Origin of the sequence: Rhodoferax sp. (assembly GCF_037143375.1) — a bacterium.
Taxonomy (GTDB): domain Bacteria; phylum Pseudomonadota; class Gammaproteobacteria; order Burkholderiales; family Burkholderiaceae_C; genus Rhodoferax.
In genome coordinates this window covers 1-15,174 of sequence record NZ_JBAWYV010000083.1, presented here as the reverse complement: position 1 = coordinate 15,174, position 15,174 = coordinate 1, and the positions used below count along the sequence as shown (strand labels likewise).

The window sequence follows — 15,174 nt, the reverse complement described above, 5'->3', positions numbered from 1 at the left end:
ACGGAATGCTCGGTCACCATGCCCAGCGATTGCTCAAGTTCGCCGTCGGCAAAATGAATGCCTAGTTGACACTGTGTCGTCATCCACTGGTGCTTGACGTGCAGGAGTGGCTCGGACGTCACGGCAAACGGTGCCAGCAAAACCAGTGTGCCGGTGTGGGCAGCCAGCGTCTGGTCCAACTGCGCCTGGCACGCGCGCTCCTGGTCGGACGGTTTGAGGATGGGCGATAGATCAAAGTCAACGGCCATTCGGCGCGGCGACTTTTGCAAAATGCGCCCCAGGTCCAGCGCCATTTCGCAGCGGTCAAGCGGACTGCGTTCGCCATAACGGGAGACAAAGTCGTCATTGCCCAGCACGACCACGACAGTGGTCTCCGATTGGATGGCGACCGCTTGCTGTGGCGCTTGGGCCGCCATGCTGGAGACCACCAGGATTGAAAATTTGGTCAGCAGCTTGAGCATGCCAAAGTGCTCAAGAATCAGGCTGAGGGCGGCGGCAAAGAAAACCGAACCCCAGTGAACCTCTACAAAACGTGCGCTAGCCCCTGTTATTTTTTTGAAGAGGGTCAGTGGCTGATTGACTTCATCCGGCGGTGTGTTTTTTGAAGATCCCATTTTCAGTCTGCGTCAACAGGCTGAAGCGTCAGCCTTTTTATAATTAATTTGTAACTAATTGATTATGACGTGGCTTTTATTGATGGAGATCAGTTAATTCTTGGGTGACACGTCCCATAGCCTGGTTCCCGCCACATCCAGGTGCGTGAGGTACATGCGCACTTCAAACTCAAGCTGGTGGTATCTAGGCTCCATGTAGGTGCAGAGCTTGTAGAACGCCTTGTCGTGGGCGCGTTCCTTGAGGTGAGCGAGTTCATGCACCGTGATCATCTTCAAAAACTCATCGGGCGCGTCTTTGAACATCGAGGCAATGCGAATCTCACGTTTTGACTTGAGCTTGCTGCCCTGCACCCGCGAGATGGTGGTGTGGGTGCCCAGCGCGTGGGCCACCACTTGCAGCTTGCTGTCAAAAGCCACTTTGGCGAGCGGTTCGGCCCCACGCAGGTGCGCTTGTTTGAGGTCTTGCACATACTCAAACAAGGCCTTGTCGGTGCGCACCGTGTGGCCGCTGGGGTATTTTTTCAGCAACCACGAGCCCAGCCCGTTGCTGGCCACGAGTTTTTCAACTTGCAGCAGCGTATCCGTGGAATAACCCAACAGATATTTCAGTGGTTTTATCGCTATATTATTAATAGCTACTCACGCATTGAATACGGGGGCTAGAGGCCAATTTTCCTTAAGCCTCACGGCGCAGGGCCGGAAACAGGATCACATCACGGATGCTGCTGCTGTCGGTCAGCAACATCATCAGGCGGTCCAGCCCGACGCCACAGCCGCCGGTGGGGGGCATGCCATATTCGAGCGCGCGAATAAAGTCGTGGTCGTAGAACATGGCTTCGTCGTCGCCGTCGTCTTTGGCCGCCACTTGGGCGTGGAAGCGGGCGGCTTGCTCTTCGGCATCGTTCAACTCGCTGAAACCGTTGCCAAACTCGCGGCCGGTAATGTAGAGCTCAAAGCGCTCGGTGACGCCTGGGCGGGTGTCGCTGGCACGGGCCAGTGGCGAGATTTCGACCGGGTGCTCGCAGATGAAGGTGGGCTGCCACAGTTTTTCTTCAACGGTTTCTTCAAAGTACATCACCTGCAGGCTGGGCAGCGAGCGGGTCGAGAGCTTGTGCTTGCCTTCAGACATGCCCAGTTTGCGCAGGGCATTGATGAGCCAGGCTTCGTTGTCAACCTTGAGTTGGGTGCCGCCTTCAATCGGCGTGCCTGCTTCGGTGTGCTTGCAGATGGCCTCCACAATCGTCAGGCGCTCAAAGGGCTGGCTCAAATCGACCGCCTTGCCACCGTAAGTGAGGTGCAGCGTGTCGCAAGCTTTGTGGGCGGCGTCGCGGATCAGGGCTTCGGTGAAGGTCATCAGGTCCTGGTAATCCCAGTAGGCCGCGTAGAACTCCATCATGGTGAACTCCGGGTTGTGACGCACCGAAATACCTTCGTTGCGGAAGCTCCGGTTGATCTCGAACACCCGGTCGAACCCGCCCACAATCAGGCGCTTGAGGTACAGCTCGGGCGCAATGCGCAAGAACATTTGCTGGTCCAGCGCGTTGTGGTGCGTGGTGAAAGGCTTGGCGTTGGCACCACCGGGGATGGGGTGCAGCATGGGCGTTTCGACTTCGAGGAAGTTGTGCGACACCATGAATTCACGGATGCCGCTGACGGCTTTGGAGCGCGCCACAAAACGGTGGCGGGCTGATTCGTCGGTGATCAGGTCGACATAGCGCTGGCGGTACTTCACCTCTTGGTCGTTCATGCCGTGGAACTTGTCGGGCAGGGGGCGCAGGCTCTTGGTCAGCAGGCGAACGCTGGTGGCGTGGATGGACAATTCGCCGGTTTTGGTTTTGAAGATTTTGCCTTCAGCGGCCACGATGTCGCCCAGATCCCAGTGCTTGAAGCTGGCATACAGCTCTTCGCCAATGTCTTCACCCTTGATGTAGATCTGGATGCGCCCGGTGCTGTCTTGCAGTGTGGCAAAACTGGCCTTGCCCATGACACGCTTGAGCATCATGCGACCGGCTACTTTGGCGACAGAACCTTGCTTGAGCAGGCCTTCAGTGGTTTGACCGGCATGGGCTGCAAACAGGTCGGCGGCGTGGTCGGAGGGCTTGAAGTCGTTGGGGAAGGCCGGGCCTTTGCCGTCAGCTTGCGCCTGGCGGATGGCTTTGAGCTTTTCGCGACGCTCGGCCATGAGTTGATTTTCGTCCTGAGGGGCTGGAGTAGTGTTGAGGTCAGACATGAGGGCGCAGTAGTTGAAGGCAGCGAGAGGTGCTGTGAGTGGCCTTTTTGGCCGAAAACACTGATTTTAAGTTGACTGCGCCGGGTCGCTATGATTTGATGACTATTACGCTCCACCCATCCCCATGTTTTTTCAAATCATTTCCCTGTTGCTTGAAGTCGTTGCCGGAATTCTGGGGGGTGCTTGTTTGCTGCGGCTCTACATGCAGTACCAGCGCATTCCCATGTCATCGCGTTCCGGCAACCCATTGGGTCGGTTTGTATTTGCCCTGACTGACTGGCTGGTGTTGCCACTGCGGCGCGTGGTACCGGCGTTAGGGCGAATTGATACTGCCAGTTTGGTGGCCGCATTTTTGCTGGAATTAACTCAATTTTTATTGCTTTGGCTGTTGGCCGGTGCTGATGGCGGTTTGTTTGCTGTGCCCATCCTGGCCGCGTTTGGCTTACTTCGGCTGGCGATCTCAGGCATGACCGGCATCGTTATTGTTTACGCCGTCTTGTCCTGGGTGCAAACCCATTCTGTTATTTCGGATGTGATTGAGCGACTGTGCTCGCCGCCCCTGACCCCTATCCGTCGGGTGTTGCCATTGGTGGGCGGGATTGATCTGTCGCCTCTGGTGCTGTTGTTGCTGCTACAGATCGCTTCGATCGTGTTGGGTCACCTGCAAGGCATGGCCTTGCTGGCGACCTGATCGGTTTTCCTAGATAACGGCGTCTGCGGGTTGGCGCAGCAACATGGCGAGTGTGTTGGCAATGGTTTTACGAAGTTCACGCCGGTCGCAAATCAGGTCAATGGCGCCTTTGGTTTGCAAAAATTCTGATCTTTGAAAGCCTTCTGGCAGTGTGACCCGCACTGTGGATTCGATCACTCTGGGGCCTGCGAAACCAATCAGCGCTTTAGGTTCAGCAATCACAACGTCGCCTAAAAAAGCAAAGCCTGCGCTGACGCCGCCCATGGTGGGGTCGGTCAAGACGCTGATAAAAGGCAAGCCTTTTTTGGCCAGGCGTGTAAGCGATGCATTGGTTTTGGCCATTTGCATCAGGCTCAAAAGGCCCTCCTGCATACGCGCACCACCGGTTGAGGTGAAACAGATAAAAGGTACTTTTTGCTCAATGGCGGTATGAACTCCGCGCACAAACCGCTCCCCGACCACTGAGCCCATGCTGCCGCCCATGAATTCGAATTCAAAGCAAGCGGCCACCACGGCGATGCCTTGCACCGTGCCCCCCAGAACCACCAGGGCGTCGGTCTCGCCCGTGTTTTCAAGGGCTTCCTTCAAACGTTCGGGGTACTTTCGGCTGTCCTTGAATTTAAGGGCGTCTACCGGCAGCACTTCCTGTCCGATTTCGAAGCGCCCTTCATTGTCCAGAAATACATTGAGCCGGGCCCGCGCACCAATGCGGTGATGGTGGCTGCACGTGGGGCATACGTTCTGGTTTTGCTCCAGGTCCGTCTTGTAGAGGACGGAGTCGCAGCTCGGGCATTTGATCCAGAGACCTTCAGGCACGCTGCGCCGGTCAGCCGGGTTGGTGTGCTTGATCTTGGGGGGTAGTAATTTTTCGAGCCAACTCATGAGGAGTCCTTAATTTGCTGGGGACAGCGCGCTCTCGCTTCGCATCGCTGCGGTGTGTCCCACAAAGTTTCAGATTTGGTCTGGATTATGAGTCCAAAGCGGTACGGATTTCGCGCAGAAAATTCTGGGCAACCGGCGCGACCTGGTCACGCGCTTGCTCGTCGATCAACTGAATGATTTTGCTGCCAATGACGACGGCGTCGGCTACCTTGCCAATGGTCCGGGCAGTGGCCGCGTCACGAATGCCAAAACCAACGCCCACCGGCACGCTGACAAACTGGCGAATGCGCGGCAGCATGGCTTCGACCGCGCCGGTATCGAGTGCACCAGAGCCGGTGACCCCCTTTAAAGACACGTAATAAACGTAGCCGCTGGCCACGCGGGCCACCTGCTGCATGCGCTCATCGGTGCTGGTGGGGGCGAGTAAAAAGATCAGGTCGAGGCCGTGGCTTTTGAGCTCAGCAGCGAACTCTTCGCATTCTTCAGGCGGGTAATCGACTATCAGCACGCCGTCGACACCGGCTTGTGCGGCGTCCAGCACAAAGGCGCTTTGGCCGTTGTGACGGTTGTGAATCTGGTTGTAGCGCTCTACCGGGTTGGCGTAGCCCATCAAGACCACCGGGGTGGTGTTGTCGGTGGTGCGAAAGACACGCACCATGGCCAGCACCTGCACCATGCCGACGCCTGCTGCCATGGCTTTGTCGCCGGCTTTCTGGATCACCGGGCCATCGGCGCTGGGGTCTGAGAACGGCACGCCTAACTCAATCACATCGGCGCCGCCGGCCACGAACGCGTGCATCAACTCAGGGGTGACGTCGGCAAACGGAAAACCAGCCGTGACGTAGGGAATGAGGGCCTTGCGGCCCTGTACCTTCAAGTTAGCGAAGGTGGTTTCAATGCGGCTCATGTTGGCATTCTCACGATGTGTTCGACATTACCCAGGTTGGACAGGTCGCCACCCTTGACGGATTGACCGGTGCAACTCGGGCGGCAAAAGAAGTCCGCATTACTCAGGTCGGCCACGGTGCCAATATCCTTGTCGCCCCGGCCTGATAGGTTCACCAGAATGGATTGGTCAGGGCGCATGGTCTTGGCGAGCTTCATGGCGTAGGCCACGGCGTGGCTTGATTCCAGGGCCGGGATGATGCCTTCGGTACGGCATAAATAATGAAAAGCCGCCAGCGCTTCAGTGTCGGTGATGCCAACGTATTCGGCGCGGCCGATGTCTTTCAGGAAGGCATGCTCGGGGCCCACGCCAGGGTAGTCCAGTCCGGCGCTGATGCTGTGGGTTTCAGTGACCTGGCCGTTGTCGTCTTGCAGCACATAGGTACGGTTGCCGTGCAACACGCCGGGGCTGCCAAGTTGCAGCGAGGCCGAGTGGCGCTTGGTGTCAAGGCCTTCACCGGCGGCTTCGACGCCAATCAGACGGGTGTTTTCATGCTGGATATAGGGGTAAAAAATGCCCATGGCATTGCTTCCGCCACCGACGCAGGCCAACACGGCATCGGGTTGATCTGACTTACAGCCCTGCGCTTGCAGCATTTCAGGCATTTGCACCAGGCATTCTTTGCCAATCACGCTTTGAAAATCGCGCACCATCATGGGGTACGGGTGGGGCCCGGCCACGGTGCCGATGATGTAGAACGTGTTGTCCACATTTGCGACCCAGTCCCGCATGGCTTCGTTCAGCGCATCTTTAAGCGTCTTGCTACCGCTCTCGACGGGCACCACTGTCGCGCCCAGCAGTTTCATGCGGTAGACATTGGGGCTTTGGCGTTTGACGTCTTCACTGCCCATGTAGACCACGCATTCAAGCCCGTAGCGGGCACAGATGGTGGCAGTGGCAACCCCGTGCTGACCGGCACCGGTCTCGGCAATCACCCGCGGCTTGCCCATGCGTTTGGCGAGCATGGCCTGGCCAATGGTGTTGTTGATCTTGTGGGCGCCGGTGTGGTTTAAATCTTCACGCTTGAGAAAAATCTGCGCTCCGCCTTGTTCTCGGCTCATGCGGGCGGCGTGGTAAACCGGGGACGGGCGGCCGACAAAGTGGGCCAGCTCGTAGTTGAACTCGGCTACAAAAGCGGGGTCGTGCTGGTAGTGGGCGTAAGCGGCCTTCAATTCGTTGATGGCGTGCGTCAGGGTCTCTGACACGAAACTGCCGCCATAAATGCCAAAGTGGCCTCGGGCGTCGGGTTGTTGGTACTCAAACATGGTATTTAATTTCAGCAAGTTGTTGGTCAGCGGCGCGAACAACGGCGACAAACTGGTGGATCTTTTCGGGGTCTTTGATGCCTTTGTTGCCGGGACCGTCTAATTCGACCCCGGAGCTGACATCAACGCTCAGACTTTTGCAGCGCGGGCGCACCGCCAGAATGCCGTCGATCACGTTGGCAGCGTTCAGCCCACCACTCAAGACGAGGTGAGCGTTGACGTTTGGAGGCAGCAGTGACCAATTGAATGTTTGCCCACCTCCACCGTACCCGTCAACGTGTGCGTCGAGCAAGATGGCTTGGGCTTGAGAGTAATCGAGCGCGTATTTTACGAGATCAAACCCAGCCCCGGCATCTCCCAAGGGTATGCGGGCGGCGCGCAAATAAGGGCGTGCACCTTGCTGGGTTGCCGCCCAACACTGCTCAGGCGACTCTTCACCATGAAATTGGGCTGTAGCCCCCGCCAGATATGCGTAAGCAGCTATTGTATTAATAGTGGATTCGTTGACGAACAGCAGCACCGGCGTGACAAACGGCGGCAGTCGGCGGGCCAGTTGAGCGGCCCTTTGCGGCGAGACATAACGCGGACTTTTGGCATACAGCACAAAGCCAATGGCGTCAGCGCCAGCGGCCACGGCCGCGTCCACATCTTGTTCGCGGGTCAGGCCACAAATCTTGATGCGCGTCCGTTCGAGAACGGGGTGGGTGGTGCTCATGGCAATCCGTCAAAAGCAGGTGTGCGATCCGGTAAACCCCAGTGCGAGGCATAACGGGGTCCCAGAAAATACAGGCCATCGGGCGAAAAGGTAGGCGCAGCAGCATCTCGGTCACGCGCTAGAAGGACTTCCCGCAGCCATTCTGGCGGTTTCTTGAACTGACCAACGGCAACCAGACAGCCCATGATGTTGCGAATCATGTGATGCAAAAACGCATTGGCCTCAAATTCAAAGCGCCAATACGCACCGCGCCGTGAAATTTCAATGCTTTGAATTGTTTTGACAGGTGACAAGGCTTGGCAAGCCGAGGCGCGAAACGACGTGAAGTCGTGCTCGCCGATCAAGTGTGTAAGGCCTTGTTGCATCGCCGCCATGTCGAGCGGCCGAAACGCCCAACCAACGCGTCCGTTGTCCACGCTGGGTCGAACTGGAGATTCCATCAGGATATAAGCATAGCGGCGTGACAATGCGCTGGCGCGGCAATGAAATTCTGGCGGCATTAATTGCGCCCATTCCACGCCAATATCTCGAGGTAAAAAAGCATTGGTGCCTCTTACCCACGAGGCGATGGGGCGGTCAAGCGGCGTATCGAAATGGACTACCTGCATCAGACCATGAACACCAGAATCGGTACGCCCAGCGCATAAGGTTGAAACTCTATGCTGCGTGAATTTACCCAACGCAGCTTCAAGTTTGTCTTGTACTGTTAGTCCCGATAACTGACTTTGCCAGCCTTGGTAAGCCTGCCCGTTATAGCTGATGCCGAGTGCCAACCTCACGGGCAATACATGCAGACTAGAGATTGTTCAAGGCGCGTTGGGCCTTGATTTTCATGTCGCCGACGGCTTCAGAAATAACCTCTTCAATCAGAGCACGTGCACCATCATCGTCTCCAATGGCTCTGAACTCTTCAGCCAACGCCAATTTGGTTCCCAGAGGATCTTCATGGGCAACCAATGACGGTGTAACCACGGGTTCAACTGCTGCGGGAGCTTCATCTAGTTCAAGTGACAGTGAGCCCAAGTTGAAGTCCAGCATGCTTAAGTCTTGTTCGGGCGCGGCTTCTGGCTCCAAAATATCCAATGGCGCCGGACCTGTAGCTCCGAAACTGTTAGCTGCCTGCAGTTTGAAGTCGTCATCGTCAAGGATCGGCATAGCCCGCTCTGGCATCGTCATGTCGAGATCGAGATCCGGTAGCGTGAATTCAATGGCGTTACTGGCGTCTTCAGTCTTAAGCGGTTCAAAGGCTGGCATGGCTTCAGTGGCCAATCCGAAGTCCAGGTCTAACGGACTTGGCTCAGTTTCTTCTGTACTAGGCAAGGCTTCAGTAATGGCACTGGCCGGTTCATCATCAAGGGAAAAATCGAGGTCTAGATCAAGGTCTGACGTTTCAGCTGTTGGGAGCTCACTCGGGAGATTCGCGATGGTGTCTGTACTGCCAACAGCAGTGCTCATGGATTCAAGTGGCGCTGGGCGTGACGGTGATCCATCGGGATTGTTGGGTTGCCCGCCGGGTAGGTACAAAGCATTCGAAGGGTCAATGCTCAGACCCAGTTCGCACATGCGATCCCAATCCGCACCCGTGCCTGAAGTTAAAGCAAAGGCCTGGGTGGCAGTATCTTCAAAACTTTTGGTGTCACTGCGCTTGGCGAAAATCTCTAGCAGTTTTTGATGGATGGCAATTCGTCCCGGATTGGTGCGAAGTGCATCCTTCAGAATTTCTTCGGCTTGCAGGTCACGGCCATACGCCAAATAGACGTCGGCTTCAGCCACGGGATCAACGTCATCCACGGCGTCAAGTTGGCTAGGTGAGTACACCATCGAAGAACCAGTACCGCCGTTGTCATTGGTATCCACACTTTGTCCGCCACTTGCGCCAAAGAAAGAATCTGGTTGCAATCGACTCTCAAGGAAAGAACTGTCGACATGGGTGCCATTTTTCCGCTGCCTGAATCGATAGAAGCCAAAACCAGCCAGCAGTGCAATTAATCCAACTGCACCGGCGGGTACCAGTGGATTTTCCAATAGTCCATCCACCAGTCCTGGCTCAGCAGGTTGAATTGGGACGGCCTTGGGCGGTTTTACGATCGCAGATGCAACTGACTTGGGTGATGATGCTACGGCACTGGCCGCTTGCAGTGGTGCAGAACTGGCCATAACCGGCATGGATGCTGCAAGTGTTGGTGGAGTAACGGCGGAAGCAATGGCCGGTAAAACATTTTTATTGGCATTGCCTGAAGAGGCCGTTGGGCTCGCTGCCACAGCGGTCGAAGCGGCCCCGAGTTTGCTCAGTTCGGTGATGTTTTTTGAAATTTCAGCGGCTCGACTGGCCGCTTCTTTAGCACTGCGGTCCTTGGCTAACTGATCTTCAGCAGCTTGTCCTTTAACGGCACCTTTGGTTAAGGTCAGTTTGTCAGGTGTCGCAATACTGGATTTCTTGTCTTGAATTTGTGTTTGTACGCTACCGCTTACTTTACGGTCTGCAACTGCCACTTGTGTAGTAATTGAACTGCCTGCAAGTTTTCTACGGAAATCATTGAAATCTTTGCTCTGAGCAACAATGACCTGTGTTGCATCTTTGGCAGATGTGGATTCGACTTGTTCCGAGTTCGGAACGTTCATGACAGAACCGGCCTTGATTCGATTGACGTTATCTCCGATGAACGCAGTAGGGTTGGCCCGAAGTAAGGCAACCAGCATTTGGTCAAGCGATACATTGGCAGGTTTTGTGGCAGTTGCTATTTTGCTAGCCGTGTCACCAGCCTTGACTGTTACTTGATTGGAAATAGGGGTTTGTGCCTTGGGCGGTACCGGGCGCACAGGTGTTTTGGCAACAATCTTTGTAGTTTCAACAGGCCTTGTTGCTGAAGCGCTCGCCGCCGCCGATGGTGGCGTTGACTTGCTGGTCGGTGACTGGACCGGAATTTGTGCAGGCGTGGGAGAAGCTGGAGTGGCCTGACGAAGGCTGGGTGGGTCAAACAACATGGTGTAGTCGCGAACGATACGTCCTGTTGCCCAGTTGGCGACAATAATCATGTCAACAAAAGGTTCATTGATAGCACGATCGCTGCTTAGCCGAATGAAAGCCCGGCCGTCAGATCGTCGTTGCAGAGAAACTTCCAAACCAGCCATAGCTGGGTTGTATTCCAGACCTGCTGCCCGAAATGCTTCTGGTAAAGCAACCGATGCTTTGAGTGAACTGGCCTCATCAGCGTTGATGTCTGGAACTTCAATCTCCGCTCGCAAGGGCTCACCCAGTGCAGATTGAACCGTAACGCGGCCTAACGAAAGGGCTGTAGCTTGGGTACCGCAAAGACCGAAAAGGGCTGCGGTCGCGGCCGCCAAAGCAGTTTTTTGCCAGCGATGTGTCTTAACAATCAATTTGTGGACTCCGGAGTTCGGGCAACTGGTAAAAAAACATTCATTTTTCGGACGTGGTCTCAGTACTCGAAATATGAAAAGGACAATAACATCAATGTCATGGCCTGACAAGCTGCGATAGTACTGAAGGTTGAACTGAAGTCAGTCGTCATTAGTTTAATTTAATTATTGGCTGCCAAATATAAATGGCCTGTCTTGCCTCAACGAGAGTGCATGACAGACCATTTAAATGGTGATAACTTGCCAATCAAGCGGCCAGCAAGATACGCAACATGCGTCGCAGTGGCTCTGCAGCGCCCCACAAGAGTTGGTCGCCGATGGTGAATGCGCCGATGTATTCCGGTCCCATGGCGAGCTTGCGAATGCGTCCCACTGGAATGCCCAGCGTGCCGGTCACCGACACCGGTGTCAGGTCTTTGACGCTGGCTTCGCGGGTGTTGGGAACGACTCTGACCCAGTCGTTATCGGCGGCGATCAAGGCTTCGATGTCGGCGGTGGGCACGTCTTTCTTAAGCTTGAAGGTCAGTGCCTGGCTGTGGCAACGCATGGCGCCCACGCGAACGCAAAATCCATCGACCGGCGTTTCAGTAGTGCCAAAAGCGGCGCCCTGGCCCAGAATTTTGTTGGTTTCGGCGCCGGCTTTCCATTCTTCGCGGCTCATGCCGTTGCCCAGGTCTTTGTCGATCCAGGGGATCAGGCTGCCACCCAACGGCACGCCAAAGTTGGCGGTCTCCAGGCTGGTCAATGATTGTTGTTTGTGCAACACCTTGCGGTCGATTTCAAGAATGGCCGATTTGGGGTCGTCCAGCAGGCCTCTGACTTCGGCGTTGAGTGTGCCGAATTGGGTCAGCAACTCGCGCATGTGCTGCGCGCCGCCACCCGAGGCGGCCTGGTAGGTCATGCTGGTCATCCACTCGACCAGACCGGCTTTGTACAGTGCGCCGACACCCATCAGCATGCAGCTCACGGTGCAGTTGCCGCCAATCCAGTTGTTGCCGCCCTTGGTCAGTGCATTTTGGATCACGGGAAGGTTAACCGGGTCCAGGATGATGACGGCGTCGTCATTCATGCGCAGGGTAGAGGCGGCATCAATCCAGTGGCCGGTCCAGCCCGCAGCGCGCAATTTGGGGAACACGTCGGAGGTGTAGTCGCCCCCTTGGGTGCTGATGATGATGTCGCACTTTTTGAGCGCGTCGATGTCAAACGCGTCTTTGAGCGTGGTTTCGTTCTTGGCCTGTGCCGGGGCCTTGCCACCGGCATTGGAGGTTGAAAAGAACACAGGTTCGATCAACGCAAAATCACCTTCAGATTGCATACGGTCCATCAACACCGAACCCACCATGCCGCGCCAGCCGACCAGTCCAACCAGATTGCCAATTTTCATCATGTTCCTCTTTTAAATGTTAAAAATAACCGTAATATAAATTTTTTACAACGCTTTGACCACGGCTGCACCCATCTCGCGTGTGCTGACCCGGGTGGTGCCGGCGCTGAAGATGTCTGCCGTGCGAAGTCCTTGCACCAACACGGCTTTAACCGCGGCCTCAATGCGCTGGGCAGCCGCTTCCTGGTTCAAGCTGAAACGCAGCATCATGGCGGCGCTCAAAATGGTGGCCAGCGGGTTGGCAATGCCTTTGCCAGCGATGTCGGGCGCGCTGCCGTGGCTCGGTTCGTACAGGCCCTGATTGCTTGAATTGAGCGAGGCCGAGGGCAGCATGCCGATTGAGCCGGTGAGCATGGAGGCCTCATCGCTCAAAATATCACCAAACATATTGCCGGTGACCACAACGTCGAATTTTTTGGGTGCGCGCACCAATTGCATGGCGGCGTTGTCCACGTACATGTGGTCGAGTTCCACGTCCGGGTATTCCAAGCTAACTTCGGTCATTACATCGCGCCAGAACTGGAAGGTCTCCAACACATTGGCCTTGTCCACGCTGGTGACACGCTTGCTGCGTTTGCGGGCTGCCTGGAACGCCACGTGCGCAATGCGCTCAATCTCGGGGCGGCTGTAGCGCATGGTGTCAAACGCTTCTTCGGCACCCGGAAAATGACCGTCGGTGGCGGTGCGGCGCCCACGCGGTTGACCGAAATAGATGTCGCCGGTCAACTCGCGAATGATCAGGATGTCGAGGCCGGCAATCAGCTCAGGCTTGAGGCTGGAGGCGTCCACCAACTGCTCGTAGCAAATGGCGGGGCGAAAGTTGGCAAACAAGCCCAGGTTCTTGCGCAGTCCCAAAATGGCCTGCTCGGGGCGCAGTGGGCGATCAAGCTTGTCATATTTCCAGTCGCCGACTGCGCCAAACAAAATGGCATCGGACTCTTTGGCGAGTTTGAGCGTGGCATCAGGCAACGGGTGGCCGTAGGCTTCGTAGGCAGCGCCGCCGACGAGCGCGGTTTCCATCTCGAACTTGAGGTCAAGTGCGTTCAACACGTTGACCGCTTCGGCCACAATTTCGGTACCAATGCCATCACCGGGCAAGACTGCAATTTTCATAATCTACTTTCTAAAGTGTTGGGGACAGAGCTTGCTCACTGTGTGTAGCGGCGGACTGTCCCACAAAGTTATCACAAGTCGGGGACAGAATTTGTTCGCAACGCGCAAGCTACGGACGGTCCCACAAATAATCAAAAATGATAGCTGCTTACGCAAGTAGCGTGCGGGCTAGCCAGGGTTTTTGTGCTAAACGTTGGGCTTCAAAAGTTTTGATCTTGTCGGCATGGCGCAAGGTCAGACCGATGTCGTCAAACCCGTTCAGCAGGCAGTATTTTCTGAAGGCCTGCACCTCGAATGGAAGCTCTTCTCCGCCCGGTTTGACAATGACTTGACGTTCCAGGTCAATGGTCAGTGCGTAACCCGGAAAGGCCAGGGCTTCGTCAAACAATTTGCTGACTTGTGACTCGCTCAGAACAATCGGGAGCAAGCCATTTTTGAAGCTGTTGTTGAAGAAAATGTCGGCGTAGCTGGGGGCAATGATGGCGCGAAACCCGTATTGGTCAAGCGCCCAAGGTGCATGCTCACGCGAAGATCCGCAGCCAAAATTTTTGCGTGCCAACAAAATGGATGCGCCCTGGTAGCGAGCCTGGTTGAGCACAAAGTCAGGGTTGGGCTTGCGGCTGAGCGGGTCTTGGCCGGGATATCCCGCATCCAGATAGCGCCACTCGTCAAACAGATTTTGACCAAACCCGGTCTTGCGAATGGACTTTAAAAATTGCTTGGGGATGATGGCGTCGGTGTCGACGTTTTCGCGGTCCATTGGGGCGACAAGCCCCTTGTGCAGGTTGAACTTTTGCATGGTGATTCCTTACTTCTTCTTGGCAGCGTCTTCGATCTTTTCGCCTGCCTTCTGGAGGTCTTGTCCAACCCCTTTGACCGTGTTGCAGCCGCAAAGTACAAAGATAAAAGATGAAGCGATCAGCGTGGTCAATTTTTTCAAGCGGTACTCCTGGTAGGGTTCGTTCAGACGAACTTACGGACGTCAACAAAGTGACCGTGAATGGCTGCGGCGGCAGCCATGGCGGGGCTGACCAGGTGCGTGCGACCACCTGCGCCTTGCCGGCCTTCAAAATTGCGGTTGCTGGTGGAGGCACAACGCTCACCGGGTTCCAGTCGGTCTGCGTTCATGGCCAGACACATCGAGCAACCGGGCTCACGCCACTCGAACCCTGCAGCGATGAAAATCTCATGCAAACCTTCGCGCTCGGCTTGTGCCTTCACCAGACCTGATCCTGGCACGACCAAGGCGAGCTTGATGTTTTTAGCCACTTTTTGGCCCAACTTTTTGACCACGGCGGCTGCTTCGCGCATGTCTTCAATGCGGCTGTTGGTGCAGGAACCAATGAACACCTTGTCCACATAGAGATCGTTCAGTGCCTTGCCTGGTTCCAGCCCCATGTAGACCAGTGCCCGCTCGATGGCACTGCGTTGGTTGGCGTCTTTTTCCTTGTCTGGATCCGGCACGAGGGCGTCAATGCCCAGAACCATTTCAGGCGAAGTACCCCAGGTCACTTGGGGAATGATCTGGCTGGCATCGAGTTCAACGATGGTGTCGAAACTGGCGTCTGCATCGGAGTGCAGCGTCTTCCAGTAAGCCACTGCCTGATCCCATTCGACGGCGGCGGCGTTGTCGCTGGCTGCGTTGTGGCCCGGTGCCAAAGGCCTGCCCTTGACGTACTCAATAGTTTTTTCATCGACCGCGACCAGTCCTGCACGCGCACCGGCTTCAATCGCCATATTGCACACCGTCATGCGGCCTTCCATGCTCAATGCACGAATGGCAGAGCCACCAAATTCGATGGTGTAGCCGGTACCCCCGGCGGTGCCGATCTTGCCGATGATGGCCAGCACGATGTCTTTGCCACCACAGCCGCGCGGCACCATGCCCTCGACGCGGACCAACATGTTTTTGGCCTTTTTGGCCAGCAATGTTTGTGTCGCCATCACATGTTC

At 55.9% G+C, this 15,174-nt stretch carries 15 protein-coding genes; 1 reads left to right on the top strand and 14 read right to left on the bottom strand.

What is annotated here, in order from left to right:
- From WCG50_RS12565 to lysS, 3 genes are all read right to left on the bottom strand, one after another.
- A partial coding sequence (locus tag WCG50_RS12565) for a hypothetical protein (protein ID WP_336899947.1) occupies window positions 1–614 on the bottom strand: 614 nt, incomplete at its 3' end.
- 93 nt (window positions 615–707) lie between these two features.
- Window positions 708–1,232: a YgjP-like metallopeptidase domain-containing protein gene (locus WCG50_RS12560; RefSeq protein ID WP_336899949.1), complete on the bottom strand. Its 525-nt coding sequence runs from the start codon at window positions 1,230–1,232 to the stop codon at window positions 708–710.
- A 58-nt stretch (window positions 1,233–1,290) separates the two neighbouring features.
- Window positions 1,291–2,844, bottom strand: coding sequence for a lysine--tRNA ligase (gene lysS, locus WCG50_RS12555; protein WP_336899946.1), 1,554 nt, complete (start codon window positions 2,842–2,844; stop codon window positions 1,291–1,293).
- A gap of 124 nt (window positions 2,845–2,968) precedes the next feature.
- Here lysS and WCG50_RS12550 point away from each other — a divergent pair, with 124 nt between their 5' ends.
- Window positions 2,969–3,535 (top strand): YggT family protein, encoded by a 567-nt coding sequence (locus WCG50_RS12550; RefSeq protein ID WP_336899945.1) that lies wholly within the window; start codon window positions 2,969–2,971, stop codon window positions 3,533–3,535.
- 9 nt (window positions 3,536–3,544) lie between these two features.
- Here the strand turns inward: WCG50_RS12550 and accD are convergent, their stop codons facing one another.
- From accD to WCG50_RS12495, 11 genes are all read right to left on the bottom strand, one after another.
- A complete protein-coding gene (accD, locus tag WCG50_RS12545) occupies window positions 3,545–4,417 on the bottom strand; it encodes an acetyl-CoA carboxylase, carboxyltransferase subunit beta (protein ID WP_336899944.1) in 873 nt (290 codons plus the stop codon).
- 85 nt (window positions 4,418–4,502) lie between these two features.
- Entirely contained in the window at window positions 4,503–5,324 is an 822-nt protein-coding gene (gene trpA / locus WCG50_RS12540; RefSeq protein ID WP_336899943.1) for a tryptophan synthase subunit alpha, read from the bottom strand.
- Window positions 5,321–6,628: a tryptophan synthase subunit beta gene (trpB, locus tag WCG50_RS12535; RefSeq protein ID WP_336899942.1), complete on the bottom strand. Its 1,308-nt coding sequence runs from the start codon at window positions 6,626–6,628 to the stop codon at window positions 5,321–5,323. The genes trpA and trpB overlap by 4 nt, the downstream gene beginning before the upstream one ends.
- Window positions 6,621–7,343: a phosphoribosylanthranilate isomerase gene (locus WCG50_RS12530; RefSeq protein ID WP_336899941.1), complete on the bottom strand. Its 723-nt coding sequence runs from the start codon at window positions 7,341–7,343 to the stop codon at window positions 6,621–6,623. Before WCG50_RS12530 ends, trpB begins: the two co-directional genes overlap by 8 nt.
- Window positions 7,340–8,122 carry a tRNA pseudouridine(38-40) synthase TruA gene (gene truA, locus WCG50_RS12525; protein WP_336899940.1) on the bottom strand — a complete coding sequence of 261 codons (783 nt, stop codon included), beginning with the start codon at window positions 8,120–8,122 and terminating at the stop codon, window positions 7,340–7,342. Before truA ends, WCG50_RS12530 begins: the two co-directional genes overlap by 4 nt.
- 16 nt (window positions 8,123–8,138) lie before the next feature.
- The gene (locus tag WCG50_RS12520; protein WP_336899939.1) at window positions 8,139–10,724 is read right to left on the bottom strand and encodes a FimV/HubP family polar landmark protein; all 2,586 of its coding nucleotides are present in this window, start codon (window positions 10,722–10,724) and stop codon (window positions 8,139–8,141) included.
- A gap of 247 nt (window positions 10,725–10,971) precedes the next feature.
- Window positions 10,972–12,102, bottom strand: coding sequence for an aspartate-semialdehyde dehydrogenase (gene asd, locus WCG50_RS12515; RefSeq protein WP_336899948.1), 1,131 nt, complete (start codon window positions 12,100–12,102; stop codon window positions 10,972–10,974).
- A 51-nt stretch (window positions 12,103–12,153) separates the two neighbouring features.
- Complete coding sequence (gene leuB / locus WCG50_RS12510) at window positions 12,154–13,221, bottom strand: 3-isopropylmalate dehydrogenase (protein ID WP_336899938.1); 1,068 nt, start codon at window positions 13,219–13,221, stop codon at window positions 12,154–12,156.
- A 148-nt stretch (window positions 13,222–13,369) separates the two neighbouring features.
- Entirely contained in the window at window positions 13,370–14,020 is a 651-nt protein-coding gene (leuD, locus tag WCG50_RS12505) for a 3-isopropylmalate dehydratase small subunit (RefSeq protein ID WP_336899937.1), read from the bottom strand.
- 9 nt (window positions 14,021–14,029) lie between these two features.
- Window positions 14,030–14,161 carry an entericidin A/B family lipoprotein gene (locus tag WCG50_RS12500; protein WP_336899936.1) on the bottom strand — a complete coding sequence of 44 codons (132 nt, stop codon included), beginning with the start codon at window positions 14,159–14,161 and terminating at the stop codon, window positions 14,030–14,032.
- 23 nt (window positions 14,162–14,184) lie between these two features.
- Window positions 14,185–15,174 (bottom strand): 3-isopropylmalate dehydratase large subunit (locus tag WCG50_RS12495; RefSeq protein WP_336899935.1); only part of this gene is annotated, 990 nt, incomplete at its 5' end.